Below are 19,918 nucleotides of genomic sequence, written 5' to 3'. Positions count from 1 at the left end.
ATGACGACAATCGCGTTTATTGGTTTTGGCGAGGCGGGTGGCATTCTGGCGGCAGATCTGGCCCGTGAGCATGCGGTGACCATATGGGATTGCAAGCTCAATGGCCCGGAGCGAGAGGCAATGGTCAGGAAAGCCGGTGATTCGCGCGTTCAGGCGGGGAGTTCGCTGGCGCAGGCGCTGGAGAGCGCCGCGCTGATTTTTTCTACTGTGACCGCCGGTGAGGCGTTAAAGGTCGCGCAGCAGGCCGCCGCGCTGCTGCAGCCGGGGCAATATTTCCTCGATCTCAACTCCGTGGCGCCGGAAACGAAACGGCAGGCAGCTGAACATTTTCTGCCCGGCGCCTACATTGATGTCGCGGTGATGGCGCCGGTGCCGCCGGCCCGATTGCAGACACCGTTATTGATCGGCGGGCCGCAGGCGGAGGCGATCGCGCCGCGTCTGCAGGGGCTGGGGCTGAATGCCCGCTATGGCGCCAGTACGGTGGGCCAGGTGTCGGCGATAAAAATGTGCCGTAGCGTGATGATCAAAGGTCTTGAAGCGCTCACCACAGAATGCCTGTTCGCGGCCCGTGAATATGGCGTCGAGGAGGAGGTGCTTAGCTCCTTGCATCATAGTTTCCCGTCTCTGGGCTGGACAGGCGCGTTTCCCGACTATCTGATCAGCCGGGTGGCGGAACATGGCGTTCGGCGCAGCGAAGAGATGGAAGAGGTGGTGAAAACCCTGCGTGATGTGGGGAGCGCCGGGATAATGAGCGAGGCGATCGCGAAAAGCCAGCGCCAGCTTCCGGAGCAGATGGCCGCCCGTAGCCTGAGCTACAGGCAGCTGACGCCGTTTGACTGGAAAACGCTGGTCGCCAGGCTGAAATAACCGCTATTTGGCCGGACAGACGATTTTGTCGATTGCGGCCTGGTAGCTTTTTTGGTTATTGCGCTCTTTCGCCAGCGTCGCTTCGCGGACCGCGTTCTTGTTGCCGTCGGTCGCCAGTACTTTATTGGCAAAATCGTTGTCGCTGAGGTGGCTTGCTGGCGCGCATTTTTCCTTCACCGCTTTGAGCACCTGCTGCTTTTGCTGCTCGAACTGCAGGCTTTGCAGCGGTGATTCGGCCCACGCCGACGTGGCGCTCAGGGCGGTGACCAGGCATACCATCCAACATGCTTTCATCAGGCTTCTCCTTCCGTAATCGCTTCCGTCAACTATATGCGCAGGCGGGAAAACACGCAAATAGCGGTTAATTTAACTTATTGAAAAGGCGTTTGTTATCATCGCCTCAGGCGGCTCTCACCCGCCGCCGTGAGTCGATGGCGATCAGCACCACCGACGCCAGGATCAGCAGAGTGCCCAGCCAGTCCGGCAGCGTGAAGGTGATCCCCAGAAGCAGGAGCGACAGCAGGGCGCTGCTCAGCGGTTCGGCGCAGCTGAGGATCCCGGCTTTGGCGCCGCCAATCTTCTGCGCGCCGTTAAGATAAAGGCTGAATGTCAGCGAAGTACCGATCACCACCAGGTAGAAAAAAGCTAACAGCAGGCTGCCGTTCACCACAAAATCGGTGCCCTGGCCGCCGTAAAACGGCAGCAGCATCGCACCGCCGAACAGCATGCTCCAGCCGACGATCGGCAGCGTCCCGTAGCGGGCAATTAGCGTCGAGGGATAGGTGGTATAAAACGCGGCGGCAAACGCCGAGGCGATCCCCCAGAACAGCGCCGCCGGCGAAATCGACAGCGTCGTCGGGTTGCCGTGGGTTACCAGCAGAAAGGTGCCCGCCAGCGAGGTGCAGATAGCCCCCAGCACCAACGGAGTGGGGCGCGCTTTGCGGGCGAGGGCGAACCAGGCGACGATGATCGTCGGGGACAGGAACTGCAGCACCGTGGCCGTGGCGGCATTCGATTTTTCAATGGTCATCAGAAAGGTGAACTGCACGGTTAACGCGCCAAACAGCGAGAAAAACAGCAGGCTGACGGCGTCGCGGCGGTTTTGCAGCACGCGGAAAATGCGGTCGCCGTGAACAAAGCCGAGCATCAGCAGGATCAGCCCGGCGAACAGCAGACGCGTCATGGTCAGAAACGGCGACGACATCTGGCTTTCCTGCATAATAAACTGCGCGCATACCCCGGAACTGCCCCACAGCACGGCGGCAATCAGTACGTTCAGCATCCCTTTTTTGCTGGAGCCCATCTTTTCCTCTGGTGAAATGTGACAAAGGGGAATCATAGCATGCGCCCGCCCGGGCGGCGGGGCAGGAAATGGTAGTTGGCCGCGGCGGGGTAACGATTTTGCAGGCCCGGGAAGTCGAAGTCGCCGCCGGGCATGACCCGACAATCGCGTTCTAGCTTAAATCGACATTTTTACTGCCGAACAGCCAGGTGAGCACAAAGCCGCACAGGTAGGAGACCGCCAGTCCGCCTGCGTAAACCGCCATCCCGGCGTAAATCCCGCTGCCGGAGGTCATCAGCGGCAGCGCCACCAGCCCGGACGGACCGAATACGGTGTTCAGGCCGACCGGCAGCCCCAGCCAGGCGATCAGCCCGACGAAGAAGCCGCCGCAGGCGCCGCCGAGGCAGGCGGTAACAAACGGCTTCATCCGCGGCAAGGTGACGCCGTAGATTAGCGGCTCGCCAATCCCGAGGAAGCCCGGAATAATCGCCCCCTTAATCTGGGTTCGCAGCAGCGAATCGCGCTTCGCCCGCCAGAACAGCGCCAGCGCCGCCCCCACCTGCCCGGCCCCGGCCATCGCCAGGATCGGGAACAGCGAGTTAAAGCCCTGGGCGTCCACCAGCGCAAAATAGACCGGGACAAACCCCTGATGGACGCCGAACATCACCGCCAGCAGGAACAGACCGGCCAGCACCGCCGAGCCAAACGGATTGCCGTTAAGATGCAGGAACAACCACGACATGCCGGTAAACAACCAGCCGCCAATCGGCATGATCACCGTAAAGGTCACCGCGCCCATGATCAGCAGCGTCACCGCCGAGGTGAGGATCATATCGAGGTTGGCCGGCATTACCCGCCGCACCTGGCGTTCAACCCACGCGCCAAGGATGGCGGCGATCAGTACGCCGATGATATTGCCGCGCGGATCGATGCTGTGGCCGAAGAAGGTGGAGATCCCGGCGTAGACGCCGCTGGTCGCCTCCGGGTTGTAGCCCAGCACGAACAGCGAGGCGATAATCGCGCCGTTCACCCCGGAGCCGCCGAACGCCTTCTGCGCGTTATAGCCAATCAGGATGCTCAGGAAGGTGAACATCCCTTTGCTGAAGACCTTCATATAGCCAATCAGCGCCACCAGGCTGGCGTTCGGATGGGCGTTCTCCAGCACGAAAACCTGCTCCGCCAGGGTGGCGAAGCCCAGCAGCAGCCCGACGGCGATAAAGCCGGGGATCAGCGGCGTAAAGATGGTGGCGAATTTGGCGAGAAACTTCTGCACCGCGCTGGTCTGCTTGCCCTTCAGCGCCTGTTTTCTCTCCGCCGCGACATCGGCCAGCGACGGCGCGGCAGGGGCCTCCTCCAGCAGGCCGTTCATCATCTCGGCGGCGGTTTGCGCTTTGCCGGGGCCGAGCACTACCTGGAACTGCTCGTCGCTGACGATCACCCCCATCACGCCGTCAATCTGGCGGATGGCGGTGGTGTCGGCCAGCCCTTCATCGCGCAGGGTCAAGCGCAGGCGCGTCATGCAGTTGCCCGCCTGCGCGACGTTTGCGGCGCCGCCCACGTGGCTGAGGATCCGCGCTATCATCTCTTTCGTTATTTTTGCCATTGCCCGTTACCTGTCTGTCGGCGCTCAGGCGTTGCTGAGCGCCTTGCGGATGTAGCCGTTGTTTTTCGCCAGCAGCGACTGCGCCTCTTCGGCGCTTAAGTCTGCCAGCACCATCACGATCGCGGTTTTACAGTGGCGGCCGCAGGCCTCCAGCGCATTCTGGGCGGTGGGGCGATCGCAGTCGGTCGCCTCCATCACGATGGAAACCTGGCGCTCAATCAGCTTGGCGTTGGTCGCTTCGACGTCGACCATCAGGTTGCTGTAGACCTTGCCGACGCGGATCATCGCCCCGGTGGAGATCATGTTCAGCACCAGCTTCTGCGCGGTGCCGGCTTTCAGGCGGGTAGAGCCAGTGACCACTTCCGGGCCGACAACCGGAGTAATGGCGACGTCCGCCAGCTGGGCCATTTCGCCATGCGGGTTACAGCTGACGATGGCGACAAAGGCATTCTGGCGATGGGCATACTCCATGGCGCCAATGACGTACGGCGTGCGTCCGCTGGCCGCCAGCCCCACCAGCACATCGCGGTGGCTGAAGTTCAGGTTCTGCAGATCCATCGCCCCCTGCGCTTTGTTGTCTTCCACGTTTTCCACGGCGCTGAGAATCGCTTTATGTCCGCCGGCGATGATCCCCACCACCTGCTCCGGGCGGGTGCCGAAGGTCGGTGGGCATTCGCTGGCATCGAGGATCCCCAGACGCCCTGAGGTGCCAGCGCCGATATAAATCAAGCGGCCACCGGCCTGCAGCGCCGTCGCGACCTTATCCACCACCTCGGCAATCTGCGGCAGATAGGGCGTAATCGCCTGGGCCACCTGCTGGTCTTCCTGGTTTATCACCGTCAGCATCTCAAGGGTGGAAAGGGTGTCAATGTTGGCGCTGTTGGCGTTGCGTCGCTCGGTCAGCAGTTTGCTCAGGTCGATACTCATAGAAACCTCGTTATTCTCAGTCGTGCGCAGTATAAGGAATTATTTATTCCTTGCATGTGAAGAGTATCACGATTAGTACGCGGAGAATAATACGAGAATGGTAGAGATGGCGGGAAATAGTGCGGTAATAAAGATGGAATATTTTATTACCGCACCTGGCGTTTAGCGCGCGCTTCGCGGCTGGCTGAGGCCCATTAGCAGCGCCAGCAGGTAGCAGATCGCCATCGCGAGGCTCATTTTCAGCATCGTTTCGCCACCGAGGCCCGCCAGCGGCGCGGCGATGCCGCCGAAGACAAACATCAGGGTGCCCATCAGCGCGGACGCGGTCCCGGACTGCGCGGCGTCAACGGCGCTCATCGCCTCCGCGCCGGCGACGGTGCTGATGCCGCTCATCAGCGACACGGTAAAGAACAGGCCGACCAGCGCCAGCACCGGCAGCTGCAGCCAGGCAAACAGCAGCATGATCGCCGCGCAGCTCACCGCCAGCGTCAGGCCGCCGCGCAGCAGGCTTTCGGCGCTGAAGCGGCGCGCCAGACGGGAAAAGATCATCGCCGCGATAATCAGCCCGATACCGTTCAGACCGAACAGCAGGCTGAACTGCATGGCGCTCATGCCGTATTCGCTCTGCATCACGAAGGAAGAGGAACCGATGTAGGAGAACAGTCCGGCCATCATAAAGGCCTGAATCAGGCAGAAGCGTAGAAAACGACGATTCTTCAGCACCGGCTGGCCGGGCCGCTGGCGGGTCGCATTGGTTGCCGCGGCCGGGCGCGTTTCCCGCAGGATAGTCAGGCTCATCACCAGCAGCGCGCCGCCAATGGCGGCCATCGTCCAGAAGAGAATTCGCCAGTCGAAGGCGGTGATCACGTAGCCGCCCAGCACCGGTGACAGAACCGGCGCAATGCCGTTCACCGTCATCAGCAGGGCGAAAAACTGGGTCAGCAGGGTGCCCTGGTATTTATCGCGGGCGATGGAGCGCGACAGCACCGAACCGCCGGCGCCGGCGAAGCCCTGTAAAAAACGCCAGACAATCAGCATGTTGATATCCCTTGTCAGGGCGCACATCGCCGAAGAGAAGATAAACAGCAGCAGGGACAGCGCCAGGGGTTTCAGGCGGCCAATGCGGTCGCTCAGCGGGCCGAAAAACAGCTGACCCAGGCCGAGGCCAATCAGCGCGGCGGTCAGCGACAGCTGGGTCTGGGTGCTGGTGGCCTGCAGTTGCTGAGTTATCTCCGGCAGCGCCGGCAGATAAAAATCCGTGCACAGCGGGCCGATGCCCGACAGCAGGCCGAGGATCAGCGCCCAGGAGAGGGAAACACGTGGCATAACGATTCCTTACAGAAGCCGGGCGCGGCCGCCCGGCGGGTGAAATTAACTGGCGCCGCCGCCCAGCGACTGCCAGAGGGTGATCCGGTTATTGAGGTCGGTCTGCTGCAGGGACAGCAGCGTCGTCTTCGCCGACCACAGCGTGCGCTGGGCCGTAAGCACCGACAGATAATCGCCGACCCCGGCCTGATAGCTCTTCATGGCGATATCCAGCGAGGTCTGCTCGGCGGCGACGTACTGCCGCTGGGCATCGAGCTCTTCGCTCAGCGTTTCCCGGCGGGCCAGCGCATCGGCAACGTCCTTAAAGGCGCTCTGAATCGATTTCTCGTAGGTGGCGATCAGCCCCTTTTTCTCCGCTTCCGCATAGCGCAACTGCGCCAGGTTGCTGCCGCCGGTGAACAGCGGCAGGCTGATGGAGGGGGCGAACGACCACACCTGCATCCCGTGGCTGAACAGCGACGACAGCGAGTCGCTGCCGACCCCGGCGCTGGCGGTCAGGGAAATCGACGGGAAGAAATTCGCCCGCGCCGCGCCGATATCGGCATTGGCGCTCTTCAGGTTGTGCTCCGCTTCCTGTATATCCGGCCGGCGCAGCAGCACCGACGACGACACCCCCGCCGGCACCAGGGCGATGCTGTTATCCCCCAGACTTTCGAGGGTGCCGGGCAGCAGGCTCTCCGGCACGGTCTCCCCCGCCAGCAGGTTAATGGCGTTTTTATCCTGCGCCACCAGCGTGCGGTAGCTGGCGACGCTGGCGCGCGCCTGCTGATAGACGCTTTCCGCCGAGCTTAAATCGCCGGCGGAGGCGGTGCCCACCGCCATCTGGCGGGCGACGATGTTGCGCGAGTTTGCTGCGCTGTCCATGGTCTGCTGCGCCAGCGCCAGATTGCTGTTATCCGTCGCCAGCGTCACCCAGGCGGTGGTCAAATCGGCAATCATCGTCAGTCGGGTATTCTGCGCGGTGAATTCGCTGGCAAGCCAGGTTTCGCGCGCCGCGCGCGACAGGCTCTGGTTCTTGCCAAACAGATCCAGCTCGAAGCTGGAGACCGCGCCGTCGGCCTGCGAAGTTGAGCTCAGGCCGCTGGCCACCGTTTTGCTGCGGGTATGGCTCAGCTCGGCATCGACAGTGGGAAACAGCGACGCCCGCGTCTCGCCGTACTGGGCGCGCGCGGCCTCGATATCGGCCAGCGCCTTTTGCACATCGCGGTTGCTGTTCAGCGCGATACTGACCACTTTTTTCAGCCGCGCGTCATTGACCACTTTCTGCCAGTCGCCCACCACCGCCGTCGATTCGCCGTGCGCCCCGGGCAGGGTGGCCGGCACCGGCGCGGCCGGGCGATCATAATGCGGGTCAAGCGAGACGCAGCCCGCGGTCAGGAGCGCGATAAACATAAAACTCAAACGAAACATACTTTACTCCTGAGAAGGACGTTGGCGGGTGAAGAAGCGTTTCACCAGCACGAAGAACAGCGGCACAAAGAACACCGCCAGCAGGGTGGCCGTCAGGGTGCCGCCGATGATGCCGGTGCCGATCGCCACGCGGCTGTTGGCCCCGGCGCCGGTGGCGACGGCCAGCGGCAGCACCCCGGCGATAAACGCCAGCGAGGTCATGACAATGGGGCGCAGACGGGTCTGCGCGGCGCGGATCGCCGCCCGGGAGAGCGAATAACCCTCATCCACGGCGGATTCAGCGAACTCGACGATCAGGATGGCGTTCTTCGACGACAGGCCGATGGTGGTCAGCAGCGCCACCTGGAAGTAAACGTCGTTGCTTAAGCCGCGCAGCGTCGCCGCCAGCGCCGCGCCGAGCAGGCCGAGCGGGATGACCATGATCACCGAGAACGGCACCGACCAGCTCTCATACAGCGCCGCCAGGCACAGGAACACCACCAGAATCGAAATGGCGTACAGGCTCATCGCCTGGCCGCTGGCCAGCTTTTCCTGCAGCGAAATGCCGCTCCACGCCCAGGTGGAGCCCGCCGGCAGGCTGTCGGCCAGCTTTTCCATCTTGTCCATCGCCGCGCCGGAGCTGAAGCCGGCGGCGTTTTCGCCCTGGATCTCAAAGGCGGCGGAGCCGTTGTAGCGCACCAGGCTTTCCGGGCCGTATTGCCAGTGGGTGGTGGCGAAGGCGGAGAACGGCGTCATGCTGTTATCGCTGCCGCGAACGAACCATTTGCCAAGGTCGGAGGGCACCGCGCGCGCGTCGCTCTCGCCCTGGATATAGACCTTCTTCACCCGGCCGCGATCGATAAAGTCATTCACGTAGGTGCCGCCCCAGGCGCTGGAGAGCGTATCGGTCACGTCGCTCAGCGACAGCCCCAGCGAGACCGCTTTGTTGTTATCGATATCCACCTGCAGCTGCGGCATCTGCGGCAGGTCGTTGGCGCGCACCGACTGCAGCTCGCCGCTCTGGTTGGCCGCCGCCAGTAGCTGACTGCGCAGCTTCATCAGGCTGTCGCGGTCGGTACCGCCGCTGGCCATCAGCTCGAAAGTGAAGCCGTTACTTTGCCCAAGGCCGTCCACCGATGGCGGCGTCATGGCGAACAGGGTGGCGTCGCGGATCGCCCCAAGTTCTTTGTTGGCGCGCAGGGCGATGGCCTGGGCGGTATTGTCGTCGCCTTTGCGCTGCGACCAGTTGTTCAGCGACACGAAGGCCATCCCGGCGTTCTGACCGCTGCCGCTAAAGCTGAAGCCGTCGACGGTGAAAATGACGTTGGTATTGGCTTTCTCTTTCGTCAGGAACCAGTTGGTTACCTGGCGGCGCACCTCGGCGGTGCGCACCGCAGTGGCCCCGGCGGGCAGGGTGTACTGGACCATGATCTCGCCCTGGTCCTCCACCGGCAGGAAGCTGCCCGGCAGTTTCCACATCGCCAGCGCCATCGCCCCGCAAATCAGGACGTAAGCGCCCATCATCACCGCGCCCCGGCGCAGGCCGCCGAGCACGCGGCGCTGGTAGCCCGCTTCCGTACGCCCCCACAGGCGGTTAAACGCGCCGAAGAACCCTTTGGTATGAGGCCTGGAGTGGCTGAGCAGCGCGCCGCACAGCGCCGGGGTGAGGGTCAGGGCCACCACCACCGACAGCATCATCGCTGAGATAATGGTCACCGAGAACTGGCGATAAATGACCCCGGTCGAGCCGCCGAAGAAGGCCATCGGCAGGAACACCGCCGACAGCACCAGGGCGATTGCCACCAGCGCGCCGGAGATTTCGCCCATCGATTTTTCGGTGGCTTCGCGGGCGGGCAGCCCTTCGTCGCGCATAATGCGCTCAACGTTCTCCACCACCACGATGGCGTCATCCACCAGCAGGCCGATCGCCAGCACCATAGCGAACAGCGTCAGGGTGTTAATCGAGTAGCCGAACAGCGCCAGCACCCCGAAGGTGCCGAGCAGCACCACCGGCACCGCCACCGCCGGAATGAGCGTCGCGCGGAAATTCTGCAGGAACAGATACATCACACAGACCACGAGAACGATCGCTTCGAACAGGGTCTGAATCACGTCCTCGACCGAAATTTTAATAAACTCGGTGCTGTCCTTCGGATAGGCGATATCGTATCCCTGCGGCATCTGACGCTGGAATTCGGCGATCTTGCTTTTCACCAGGGTCGCGGTATCCAGCGCGTTGGCGCCGGGGGCCATCATCACCGCGATCCCGGCGGCCGGATGGCCGTTCAGATTGGCGGTAGCGGTATAATCCTCGCTGCCCATCTCCACCCGCGCGACATCGCTCAGGCGCACCACCGAGCCGTCGGCCTGGCTTTTCACGATGATCGCTTTGAACTGATCGGGGGTTTGCAGCCGCGACTGCGCGCGTACGGTGGCGGTCAGCTGCTGGGCGCTGGACGACGGCAGGGCGCCGATTTTACCGGCGGAGACCTGCACGTTCTGCGCCTCAATCGCCGACTGGACGTCGGAAGGCATCAGCGAGTAGGAGGCGAGTTTGGTCGGGTCCATCCAGACGCGCATCGCGTATTCGGCGCCGAACACCTGCAGGCTGCCGACGCCCTCCACGCGCGCCAGCGGGTCCTGCAGGTTGCTGACCAGCCAGTCGGAGATATCGGAGCTGGTGGCGCGGTCGGTTTTGTCATACACCGCGAGGATCAGCAGGAAGCTGCTCTGCGATTTTTCCACCGTCACACCGGACTGCTGGACTTCGCTCGGCAGCCGCGATTCCGCCTGCTGGACTTTGTTCTGCACCTGCACCTGGGCGGTGTCCGGGTCGGTCCCCTGCTCAAAGGTGACGGTGATGCTGACCGAGCCGTCGGAGCTGCTGGTAGAGCTGAAGTAGAGCAGATGGTCGAGGCCGGTAAGCTGCTGCTCGATGACCTGGGTGACGCTGTTCTCCAGGGTTTCGGCAGAGGCGCCGGTATAGGTGGCGGAGATTTTCACCGCCGGCGGGGCGACGTCCGGATACTGGCCCACCGGTAGGGTGCGGATCGCCAGCACGCCGGCGAGCATAATCAGAATGGCGATCACCCAGGCAAAGACCGGGCGACGCACGAAGAAACGGGAGAACATCAGGCGTTGCCTCCGTTATTGTTGACGGCAACGGCCTTCACCGTCTGGCCAGGGGCCACTTTACCGGTGCCTTCGACGATCAGCTTGTCGCCCGCTTTCAGGCCGCTCAGCACCAGCCATTTATCGCCGTAGGTGTCGCCGGTTTCCACGGCGCGCTGCGCAACTTTGTTGTCGGCATCGACCACCAGCGCCGTGGCGTTGCCTTTGGCATCGCGGGTAATCCCCTGCTGCGGGGCGAGGATCGCGTCGTTCATGATGCCTTCATCGATGCGCGCGCGAACAAACATCCCCGGCAACAGGACGTGCTGCGGGTTGGGGAAGATAGCGCGCAGGGTTACCGAGCCGGTGGATTCATCGACGGCGACTTCGGTGAGCGCCAGACGCCCTTTTTCCTGATAGGTGCTGCCATCTTCCAGGGTTAACGTCACGCTGAGGGTGTCGCTGTTGCTGGCCAGGCTTTGTTTGCGTAAGCGCAGGAGATCGACGCTGGATCGCGTCAGATCGACATACATGGTGTCGAGCCCGCGGATCGTCGCCAGCGCGGTATCCTGATCGGCGGAGACCAGCGCCCCCGGCGTGACCGACGAGATGCCGATACGCCCGGCAATCGGCGCGGTGACGGTGGTCCAGTTCAGGTTGATGCGCGCGCTCTCCAGCGCCGCTTTCTTCGATTCCACGCTGGCCTTGTCCTGGGCGCAGGTGGAGGCGGCGTCGTCGGCATCCTGGCGGGAGACGCCGTTATCCCGGACCAGCGACGCGTAGCGCTGAGCCTTCTGGCAGTCGGAGACTACCAGCGCCTGGGCCTGTTTCAGCGCCGCCGCCGCTTCGTTCCAGGTCGCGCGATAGCTGGAGGGATCGATCTGGTAAAGGGCCTGCCCGGCCTTCACCATATCGCCTTCGGTAAACAGGCGCTTCTGGATGATGCCGCCCACCTGCGGGCGTACTTCGGCGCTGAGCGAGGCGGTGGTGCGGCCGGTGAGCTGGCTGACTACCGGAACCGGCTGGCTTTGCAGAGTGACCACGCCCACTTCCGGCGTGGGTTGCTGCGGGGCAGATGTCTGCGCATTATCGCATCCGCTAAGGAGAAATAATGCTGTCGCGATGGGAGCTATGATGTATTTCATTATATTTTCTCAAGATATAAGACGTCCGCCCCGTTTATTTAAAAACGAGGGAATAGGTTGGGCGCTGAGGCATTTTCGGCTAAGCGAAAATGACAAAAAAGGAACACAGATGTTCCTGAACGTGATTGTTATTGTGTCTCCGCTGAAGCCAACTTCTTCGGCCTTCAGGAGGTGAAAAGCGCATCTCCTCTGGTTTTTTGGTGAGAATGATCATTCTCATTTTTTGCCATTATACGATCCGCCGCGATAATGGAAAGGTTTTTTTGCTTACTTTTAGAACGCAAAAAATTAAGGCAAATAATCATGGAGAAAATAAGAATTTTTTGTGAAAGTGGAGAGGGAAAATAACCATTCGGCATCGCGATACTGGAGATATAGTTAATGGCGTTAATCATTACAAAAAGCATTAATCCCGACGATCAACAAGAATTATTCGCCGGTCTGCGGCACTATAATCAGCAGTATCTTGATGCGGCGCAGTTTGGCGATCTGGGGGTTTACTCCCGCGATGCACAAGGGGTGATGCAGGGCGGGCTGATTGCCAAACGCAAAGGCAACTGGCTGTGTATTGAGTATCTGTGGGTCAGCGAGGCGACCCGCGGACGCGGTCTGGGGAGCGAGCTGATGCAGGAGGCGGAGCGGCAGGCGCAGGCGCTGGGCTGCAGCCATCTGCTGGTGGATACCTTTAGCTTCCAGGCGCTGCCGTTTTATCAGAAATTAGGCTATCAGTTGCAGATGTCGCTGCCCGACTTCCCGCACGCGGGGATGCAGCGTCACTATTTGTCGAAAGCGCTGTAACGATCCTGATATCGCCGGGCGGTCAGGTACCGTACCTGTGATTGTGCCGGATGGCGGCATAAATGCCTTATCCGGCCTACCCAGTTCTCCCGTAGTTTCGCCCCACCCAGGACCGGCAAGCGCAGCGCCGCCGGGCAGGATATCAGGCACGTCACCTGTATTCTTGCCGGGTGGCGGCTGTCCCCTTACCCGTCCTGGGGTTCGTGCTGTGCCCGTCATGATGCCGAGCGGCCTGTTGTTGATATACCCACTTGCGCGACTGAAACTGCCGGTGCTGGCCGGAGCCCGGGAGTACAGGGGGCGGCGGCGACTGGCCGCCCCCTGTGCGCTCCCTGCTCCATAAGAGACATAACGCAGAAGATCAACCGGGAGCGCAATCTGCCCGGACATAACACGGGAGTGGTAGCCCTGCTAAACGTTGTGGCCCTGCCAAACATAGTGCTAAGAGGGACATTTCCGGTTGTGCCGTTATTTCGCCGGGTGGCGGCTGCGCCTGACCCGGCCTACGACTGTAGCCCTGCTAAGCGTAGCGCGAGCAGGGAAAATCCCGGATGGCGGCGCGTGGCGCCTTATCCGGGCTACAAAAGCTTTTGCCGGGCGGCGGCTGCGCTTAACCCCCGACGCCGTGGCCCATCAACGCCAGCGCGTGGCTGACGATGGTCTGGCGGTTGACCGCCTGTAAACGCGGATCGCTGTGGATGCGCGAAAACGGCACCAGCACCAGGCTAATCACCGTGGTAAACAGCAGCTCCGGCGACAGCGCCGGGTTAATCTTGCCCTCCAGCTGCCAGCGGCGCACTGCCTCCAGCATCACCTGAAAACGCTCCTCGCCGAAGCGGGCATCCATATGCTGACGCAGGATCGGCATCTCGCCGATGATCTCCTGCATCCACAGCGGCGCGAACCAGGCGTTCTTCTCCGCCATATGCGCCAGCGTTTCGACCATCATCGTCAGCGCCAGCACCGGGTCCTGCGGATGGTCGACAAAGATGCGGCTGATGTGGTTGCGCAGCGGCATAAAGCGCTCCTCAATCAGCTGCGTCACCAGCGCATCCCGCGAACTGAAATAGTAATGCAGCATCGCCGGCGTTACCCCGGCCTCTTTGGCGATGGCGTTCAACGACACGCGGGCCGCACCGTCGCGGGCAAACAGCGTCAGGGCGATGTCCATCAGCTGTTCGCGGTTGGCGGTACCCGATTTTTTTCCACGCGGTCGCCCCGGGCGGCGGGGGGCATTCTGATCCTTTTGTGCTGTCATGATATGGCGATCTCTTGACCCGACTCATTCTTTCACTAAATATTAATTATGCATTTAATTAATTTCAAGCGAGCGTTGTGATGACTTCTCAAGTCGCAAACCCACCGGTGCAGTCGATACGCCTGTTGTTTGGCGCCTTACTGCTGGTGATGCTGCTCTCCGCGCTGGATCAGACCATTGTCTCCACCGCGCTGCCGACGATTGTCGGCGAACTGGGGGGGCTGGACAAGCTTTCCTGGGTGGTCACCGCCTATATCCTCAGCTCCACCATCGCGGTGCCGCTGTACGGTAAATTCGGCGATCTGTTCGGTCGCAAAATCGTGCTGCAGGTGGCGATTGGGCTGTTTCTCGTCGGCTCCGCCCTCTGCGGGCTGGCGCAAAACATGACCCAGCTGGTGCTGATGCGCGGCCTGCAGGGGCTCGGCGGCGGCGGCCTGATGGTGATCAGCATGGCGGCGGTGGCCGACGTCATCCCGCCCGCCAACCGCGGCCGCTATCAGGGTCTGTTCGGCGGCGTTTTTGGCCTGGCGACGGTGATCGGCCCGCTGATCGGCGGCTTTCTGGTGCAACACGCCTCCTGGCGCTGGATCTTCTACATCAATCTGCCGCTGGGCCTCTTCGCGCTGCTGGTGATCGGCGCGGTATTCCACAGCAGCAATAAACGCAGCCAGCATCAGATTGACTGGCTGGGAGCGATTTACCTCAGCATGGCGCTGTTGTGCATCATCCTGTTTACCTCGGAAGGGGGCAGCGTCCATGCCTGGAATGACCCGCAGCTGTGGTGCATTCTGGCCTTCGGCATCGTGGGTGTCATCGGCTTTATCTACGAAGAGCGGATGGCCGCCGAGCCGATTATTCCGCTGTCGCTGTTCCGCAACCGCAGCTTCCTGCTGTGCAGCCTGATCGGCTTCGTCATCGGCATGTCGCTGTTCGGGTCGGTCACCTTCCTGCCGCTCTATCTGCAGGTGGTGAAGGAGGCAACCCCCACCGAGGCCGGGCTGCAGCTGATCCCCCTGATGGGCGGCCTGCTGCTGACCTCGGTTATCAGTGGGCGGATTATCAGCCGGACCGGTAAATATCGCCTGTTTCCGATCCTCGGCACCCTGCTTGGCGTGACCGGCATGGTGCTGCTGACCCGGATCACCATTCACTCGCCGCTGTGGCAGCTGTACCTGTTTACCGGCGTGCTGGGGGCGGGTCTGGGACTGGTGATGCAGGTGCTGGTCCTGGCGGTGCAGAACGCGATGCCGGCGAAGCTGTACGGCGTGGCCACTTCCGGCGTGACCCTGTTCCGCTCGATCGGCGGCTCCATCGGCGTGGCGCTGTTTGGCGCGGTGTTCACACACGTACTGCAGAGCAACCTGCAAAAGCTGTTGCCGGAAGGCGCGGTACTGCCGCCGGGAATGAATCCGGTGGCGGTGCAGCACCTGCCCGCGGATATCCGCCTCGACTATCTCGACGCCTTCGGCGCGGCGATCCATGCGGCGTTCCTGATGGCGGCCGGCATTATGGCGGTGGCGTTTGTCCTCTCCTGGCTGTTAAAGGAGGCGCCGCTGAAGACCGCGACGCACTAAGCGGCCCCGGCGATGCGCAGCAGCGCCTGACGCAGCGCTGGCGCGGCAAAATCGATAAATTTGCGCAGCTTAAGCGGCGCCAGGTCCCGCGCGGTATACAGCAAATGGACCGGCGCCGGTTCCGGCTCGACGCGTTCCAGCAGCAGACGGAGCTCACCCTGTCGCAGGCCGTCCAGCGCCTGATAGTGCAGTAAGCGAGCTACGCCCACCCCCAGCCGCGCGGCATCGGCAGCGCTCTCCGGCGTGGTGACCGATAGCGCCGGCGGCAGATTAATTAGCTGGTCCTCGCGCTCAGCGGCGCGAAAGCGCCAGCCGCGATAGGGCATCGGCGATTCAATACGGATGATCGGCAGCGCCGCCAGATCGCGCGGCCGCTGCGGCTCGCCGTATTTCGCCAGCAGCGCCGGATGGGCACAGGCCACAATGCGCATCCTGCCGAGGCGGGTGGCCACCATGCTGCTGTCCGCCAGGTCGCCAATCCGCACCGCCAGATCGATATGGTCGCCCACCAGGTCGGCGTTACGATCGCTGAGCAGCAAACGGACGCGAATTTGCGGGTAACGGGCGATAAATTCAGCGATCACCGGGAGAACGTGCTGGCGTCCAAACATCGTCGGCGCAGAGATCACCAGCTCGCCTTTCGGCTCCTGATACTCGCCCGTCGCCTGGCGTTCGGCGTTTTCCACCTCCTCGAGGATCCGCCGCGCGGCGGCGACATAATCGACCCCAGCGTCGGTGAGCGTCAGTTTGCGGGTGGTCCGCGCCAGCAGGCGCACTCCCAGCGCGTTCTCCAGCTCGCCGATATGGCGGCTGACGGTGGTCAACGGCATATTCAGCGCCCGCGCCGCCGCCGACATACTCCCCAGCTCGGTCACTTTCACCAGCAGCGCCATCGCGCTTAATCGATCCATTATTCTCCCGGTTTATGGAAAGATGATTGCCACTAAACCAGTATTATCATTTTTCGCAGTACAGTCCATGATGGCGCCAGACAACAGGAGGCGCTATGGCAGCAACCTTTCTCGATATCGCCATCACCCCGGACGTGATGGATGTGCAGCATGAAATGGGCAGCGACCAGCTGTGGCAAACGCCGCATAGCCGCCGCCAGGCCGACCGCTTCGGCGACAGCGAAGCGGGGATGATCGCCACCCGCGACAGCTTCTATCTGGCGACGGTGTCGCAGAGCGGCTGGCCCTATGTCCAGCACCGCGGCGGCCCGCCGGGGTTTCTGCATCTGCTGGATGACACCACCCTGGCGATGGCGGATTTCGGCGGTAACCGTCAGTACATCACCACCGGCAACCTGCGCGGCAGCGACCGGGCCTGCCTGTTTTTGATGGATTATCCACGCCGTGCCAGGCTGAAAATCTACGCCACCGTCGAGGTCGTGGCGGCAGAGGACCACCCGCAGCTGCTGGCGCAGGTGGCGCCGGCCAACTATCGCGCCCGCATCGAGCGCCTGTTTCTCTTTCATCTGCAGGCGTTTGACTGGAACTGCCCGCAGCACATTACGCCGCGCTACAGCGCGCAGCAGGTGGCGGAGTACAGCCAGAACCTGCAGCAACGTATTCATGACCTGGAGCAGGAGAATCAGCGCCTGCAGCAGCAATTAGCCCGCAGAGGAGAGTCAGCATGACCGAACAACGTCCCCCGTTACCGCCGTTTACCCGCGACAGCGCTATCCAGAAGGTTCGCGCCGCGGAAGATGGCTGGAACAGCCGCGATGCCGAAAAGGTCGCTCTGGCCTACACCGTGGACAGCGAATGGCGCAACCGCAGCGAGTTTGTTCATGGCAGGAGGGAAATTGTCGAATTCCTGCAGCGAAAATGGCGCAAAGAGCAGCAATATCGGCTGATTAAGGAGCTGTGGGCATGGCAGGAAAATCGTATCGCCGTGCGCTTCGCCTACGAGTGGTGCGACGACAGCGGCAACTGGTTTCGCTCGTACGGCAATGAAAACTGGGAGTTTGATCAGCACGGGCTGATGCAGACGCGCTACGCCTGCATCAACGATCTGCCGATCGCTGAAAGCGAGCGCCTGTTCCACTGGCCCCAGGGGCGTCGCCCGGACGATCATCCGGGGCTCAGCGATCTGGGGCTGTAAAACCGGCGCTGCGCGACGGATTAATCGGCTTTCGGGAAGTCGACCACCGTGTCGTTAACCCGGTTCACCATGTTGGTGAACAGGATCGCGCTGATGGCGCTGATAATCTCAATCACCTGCTGGTCGCTAAAACCGGCGTTGCGTAGCGCGGCGACGTCGGCTTCCGGCAGCGTACCGGTGGTGGTGACCAGAGTCTGCGCAAATTTCACCAGCGCATCAAGCTGTGTCTCTTCCGCATACGCCCCGCGGCGCAGGGCGTGGATCTGCTCGCTGCTGAAGCCGGCTTTTTTCGCCATCAGGGTGTGCGCGGCCAGGCAGTAGTCACAGCCGGTGGCTTCGCTGACTGACAGATTAATCGCCTCCAGCTGTTGGGCGCTGAGGCTGCCTTTATGGAGCATCGCATTGTGCGCCAGCGCCTGCTGCAACGCCGCCGGCGAGTGGCCGCCGATGGTCAGGTAGGCGTTTGGCACTTTGCCCATCGCTTTTTTGATCCCGGCGAAAATATCGGCGGCTTTGCCAGTGGCGTCTTGTTCACGAATATCAGCTAAACGGCTCATGGTTAACTCCTGTTGTTATCGAGGGTGTGTGTTGGCATTGGGGTCATCTTAGGCCGTTGCCGCATGCTAGACTGGCGGTCTTCGTCTCACCTTTTTGTCTTATCGTCTCAGGAGAAGCATGGACAGTCTCAGTCATCTGCTGGCGCTGCTGGCGCCGCGCTGCGAAGTGAACCTGCACTGTCGCTTCGGCGGCCGCTGGCAGGCCGGGCACCAGCAAATGCGCAGCGGCGTGGTGCCGTGGCACGTGGTGCTGCGCGGTGAGGGGCGGCTTAACGTCGGCGGCCAGACTCATCACCTGCGCGCGGGAGATGTGGTCCTCCTGCCGCACGGTTCGCCGCATCTGATGGAGAGCCTGGTGGAGTGGGGCCAGGTGCTGCCGGTAGCGCACCGGTTTAACGGCACGGTGACGGAAATGCGCGCCGGCCCGGCGGAGGGGGCGCTGGAGATGCTGTGCGGCGAATTTTATTTTGGTCCGCACGTTAGCTGGCTGTTCACTGAGGCATCGACGCTGATCCATCTCCATACCGATACGCGCGAAGACTGCCCGGAGCTGCAGCCGTTGCTTAACATACTGGTCCGCGAAAGCCTGGCGCAGCGTCCCGGCGGCAGCGCTATCGTGCGCAGCCTCGGCGATACGCTGCTGGTGCTGCTGCTGCGCATGCTGCTTGGCGAGCAGCAGCCGCCCGGCGGGCTGCTGCGTCTGATGAGCGATGAACGCCTGATGCCGGCGGTGCTGGCGGTGATGGCGACCCCGGAGCAGCCGTGGACGCTGGAAACCATGGCCGCCCGCGCCTTTCTGTCGCGGGCCACCTTTGCCCGTCATTTTGCCCGCGTTTATCACCTGACGCCGCAGGCGTGGCTGTCGCAGCTGCGAATGGCGCTGGCCGCCCGGCTGCTGCGCCTCGAGCGTCAGACCAACCTCGAGGTGATTGCCGAACGCTGCGGCTTTCAGTCGCTGGCGTCCTTCTCGAAGCGTTTCAAAATGCGCTATGGCGTGACGCCGGGCGAGTGGCGACGGGGCTAGTGCTTCGCTCTGGGGAAGATGATTTTATTTCCGGTTGCGTGGTTTGCTGTTTATTACCCCACCCGAAAGTCGCTATAGTTTTGCACGAAAAAAACAATGACAGTCAGGACGGACAGGGTGAAGAGGATGAGATTACGTTTACGTGCCGCCGCCGCGGTAATGCTGGCGGGTCTGGCGCTGGTCGGCTGCGACCAAAAGAGTAATGAAGCGAAGCACATTAAGGTCGGCGTGATTAATGGCGCTGAACAGGATGTGGCGGAAGTAGCGAAGAAGGTGGCCAAAGAGAAGTATGGTCTGGAGGTAGAGCTGGTGGGGTTCAGCGGCTCGCTGTTGCCTAACGAATCGACCAACGCCGGGGATCTGGACGCCAACGTCTTCCAGCATCGGCCTTTCCTTGAGCAGGACAACAAAGCGCATAACTACCATCTGGTGGCGGTCGGCAATACCTTCGTCTTCCCGATGGCCGGCTATTCGCGCAAGATCAAGTCAGTCGCCGAACTGAACGACGGCGCGACGATCGCCATCCCCAACGACCCGACCAATCTCGGGCGGGCGCTGCTGCTGTTGCAAAAAGAGAAGCTGATTACCCTCAAAGCCGGCACCGGCCTGCTGCCGACGGCGGTGGATATCACCGACAACCCGCATCACCTGAGAATTATGGAGCTGGAAGGGGCGCAGCTGCCGCGCGTACTCGACGATCCTAAAGTCGACGTGGCCATCATCAGCACCACCTACCTGCAGCAAACCGGGCTGTCGCCGGTTCGCGATGGCATCTTTATCGAAGATAAAAACTCGCCCTACGTGAACATCATCGTGACCCGTGAAGACAATAAAGACGCGGAAAACGTGAAGGAGTTTATGCAGTCGTACCAGTCGCCGGAGGTGGCGAAGGCGGCTGAGACTATCTTCAACGGCGGCGCGGTGCCGGGCTGGTAAGCCAACACACAGGGA

19 protein-coding genes and 1 pseudogene are annotated in these 19,918 nt (G+C 62.0%); 8 read left to right on the top strand and 12 right to left on the bottom strand.

The features are described 5' to 3' along the window. A complete protein-coding gene (locus ACQUTI_RS24970; protein ID WP_023319368.1) occupies nt 1-867 on the top strand; it encodes an NAD(P)-dependent oxidoreductase in 867 nt (288 codons plus the stop codon). Nucleotides 868-870: 3 nt separating this feature from the next. Here ACQUTI_RS24970 and ACQUTI_RS24965 read toward each other — a convergent pair whose 3' ends face one another. From ACQUTI_RS24965 to eefA, 8 genes are all read right to left on the bottom strand, one after another. Beyond that, a complete protein-coding gene (locus ACQUTI_RS24965; protein WP_002923120.1) occupies nt 871-1,161 on the bottom strand; it encodes a YicS family protein in 291 nt (96 codons plus the stop codon). Nucleotides 1,162-1,267: 106 nt separating this feature from the next. Further along, a complete protein-coding gene (locus ACQUTI_RS24960; protein WP_004205129.1) occupies nt 1,268-2,170 on the bottom strand; it encodes a DMT family transporter in 903 nt (300 codons plus the stop codon). A 151-nt stretch (nt 2,171-2,321) separates the two neighbouring features. After that, entirely contained in the window at nt 2,322-3,752 is a 1,431-nt protein-coding gene (gene murP, locus ACQUTI_RS24955) for a PTS N-acetylmuramic acid transporter subunit IIBC (RefSeq protein ID WP_043522794.1), read from the bottom strand. A 24-nt stretch (nt 3,753-3,776) separates the two neighbouring features. Then, nucleotides 3,777-4,679 carry an N-acetylmuramic acid 6-phosphate etherase gene (gene murQ / locus ACQUTI_RS24950; RefSeq protein ID WP_017900180.1) on the bottom strand — a complete coding sequence of 301 codons (903 nt, stop codon included), beginning with the start codon at nt 4,677-4,679 and terminating at the stop codon, nt 3,777-3,779. Between the two features lie 162 nt (nt 4,680-4,841). Next, a complete protein-coding gene (locus ACQUTI_RS24945; RefSeq protein WP_017900179.1) occupies nt 4,842-6,005 on the bottom strand; it encodes a multidrug effflux MFS transporter in 1,164 nt (387 codons plus the stop codon). Between the two features lie 45 nt (nt 6,006-6,050). Then, nucleotides 6,051-7,415: a multidrug efflux RND transporter outer membrane subunit EefC gene (eefC, locus tag ACQUTI_RS24940; protein WP_004205125.1), complete on the bottom strand. Its 1,365-nt coding sequence runs from the start codon at nt 7,413-7,415 to the stop codon at nt 6,051-6,053. Between the two features lie 3 nt (nt 7,416-7,418). Beyond that, nucleotides 7,419-10,526: a multidrug efflux RND transporter permease subunit EefB gene (gene eefB, locus ACQUTI_RS24935; RefSeq protein WP_146411056.1), complete on the bottom strand. Its 3,108-nt coding sequence runs from the start codon at nt 10,524-10,526 to the stop codon at nt 7,419-7,421. After that, nucleotides 10,526-11,650 carry a multidrug efflux RND transporter periplasmic adaptor subunit EefA gene (gene eefA, locus ACQUTI_RS24930; protein ID WP_032456753.1) on the bottom strand — a complete coding sequence of 375 codons (1,125 nt, stop codon included), beginning with the start codon at nt 11,648-11,650 and terminating at the stop codon, nt 10,526-10,528. The genes eefB and eefA overlap by 1 nt, the downstream gene beginning before the upstream one ends. 206 nt (nt 11,651-11,856) lie before the next feature. Between eefA and ACQUTI_RS24925 the strand changes: the two genes are divergently transcribed. Continuing rightward, on the top strand, nt 11,857-11,979 hold the full coding sequence (locus ACQUTI_RS24925; protein WP_032426094.1) for a hypothetical protein: 123 nt from the start codon (nt 11,857-11,859) through the stop codon (nt 11,977-11,979). Here the strand turns inward: ACQUTI_RS24925 and ACQUTI_RS24920 are convergent. Beyond that, a pseudogene (locus ACQUTI_RS24920) lies at nt 11,939-12,057 on the bottom strand (hypothetical protein). The gene ACQUTI_RS24925 and the pseudogene ACQUTI_RS24920 overlap by 41 nt on opposite strands. Here ACQUTI_RS24920 and ACQUTI_RS24915 point away from each other — a divergent pair. Continuing rightward, nucleotides 12,032-12,448: a GNAT family N-acetyltransferase gene (locus ACQUTI_RS24915; protein WP_004205120.1), complete on the top strand. Its 417-nt coding sequence runs from the start codon at nt 12,032-12,034 to the stop codon at nt 12,446-12,448. The pseudogene ACQUTI_RS24920 and the gene ACQUTI_RS24915 overlap by 26 nt on opposite strands. 610 nt (nt 12,449-13,058) lie before the next feature. Here ACQUTI_RS24915 and ACQUTI_RS24910 read toward each other — a convergent pair. After that, nucleotides 13,059-13,706: a TetR/AcrR family transcriptional regulator gene (locus ACQUTI_RS24910; protein WP_017900760.1), complete on the bottom strand. Its 648-nt coding sequence runs from the start codon at nt 13,704-13,706 to the stop codon at nt 13,059-13,061. 80 nt (nt 13,707-13,786) lie between these two features. Between ACQUTI_RS24910 and ACQUTI_RS24905 the strand changes: the two genes are divergently transcribed. Beyond that, nucleotides 13,787-15,280 (top strand): MDR family MFS transporter, encoded by a 1,494-nt coding sequence (locus tag ACQUTI_RS24905; protein WP_080841287.1) that lies wholly within the window; start codon nt 13,787-13,789, stop codon nt 15,278-15,280. On the opposite strand, the gene ACQUTI_RS24900 is transcribed toward ACQUTI_RS24905, so the two are convergent. Beyond that, nucleotides 15,277-16,191: a LysR substrate-binding domain-containing protein gene (locus ACQUTI_RS24900; protein WP_004205115.1), complete on the bottom strand. Its 915-nt coding sequence runs from the start codon at nt 16,189-16,191 to the stop codon at nt 15,277-15,279. The two genes, ACQUTI_RS24905 and ACQUTI_RS24900, sit on opposite strands and share 4 nt — an antisense overlap. Before the next feature lie 95 nt (nt 16,192-16,286). Here ACQUTI_RS24900 and ACQUTI_RS24895 point away from each other — a divergent pair, with 95 nt between their 5' ends. Together ACQUTI_RS24895 and ACQUTI_RS24890 are read left to right on the top strand one after the other, a co-directional pair. Beyond that, entirely contained in the window at nt 16,287-16,919 is a 633-nt protein-coding gene (locus tag ACQUTI_RS24895) for a pyridoxamine 5'-phosphate oxidase family protein (protein WP_023319359.1), read from the top strand. Then, entirely contained in the window at nt 16,916-17,386 is a 471-nt protein-coding gene (locus tag ACQUTI_RS24890; protein ID WP_032456743.1) for a DUF1348 family protein, read from the top strand. The genes ACQUTI_RS24895 and ACQUTI_RS24890 overlap by 4 nt, the downstream gene beginning before the upstream one ends. Before the next feature lie 20 nt (nt 17,387-17,406). Here ACQUTI_RS24890 and ACQUTI_RS24885 read toward each other — a convergent pair whose 3' ends face one another. Then, a complete protein-coding gene (locus tag ACQUTI_RS24885) occupies nt 17,407-17,943 on the bottom strand; it encodes a carboxymuconolactone decarboxylase family protein (protein ID WP_004205112.1) in 537 nt (178 codons plus the stop codon). A 118-nt stretch (nt 17,944-18,061) separates the two neighbouring features. Between ACQUTI_RS24885 and ACQUTI_RS24880 the strand changes: the two genes are divergently transcribed. Together ACQUTI_RS24880 and nlpA are read left to right on the top strand one after the other, a co-directional pair. Continuing rightward, nucleotides 18,062-18,967 carry an AraC family transcriptional regulator gene (locus ACQUTI_RS24880; RefSeq protein WP_017900756.1) on the top strand — a complete coding sequence of 302 codons (906 nt, stop codon included), beginning with the start codon at nt 18,062-18,064 and terminating at the stop codon, nt 18,965-18,967. 126 nt (nt 18,968-19,093) lie between these two features. After that, a complete protein-coding gene (gene nlpA / locus ACQUTI_RS24875) occupies nt 19,094-19,903 on the top strand; it encodes a lipoprotein NlpA (protein ID WP_048293920.1) in 810 nt (269 codons plus the stop codon). Nucleotides 19,904-19,918 lie beyond the last annotated feature (15 nt).

It is taken from the genome of Klebsiella sp. 7-CIP_Kleb. (assembly GCF_050378655.1).
In the GTDB taxonomy this organism is placed as follows: Bacteria; Pseudomonadota; Gammaproteobacteria; order Enterobacterales; family Enterobacteriaceae; genus Klebsiella; species Klebsiella quasipneumoniae.
This window is presented reverse-complemented; position numbering and strand designations above follow the sequence as displayed.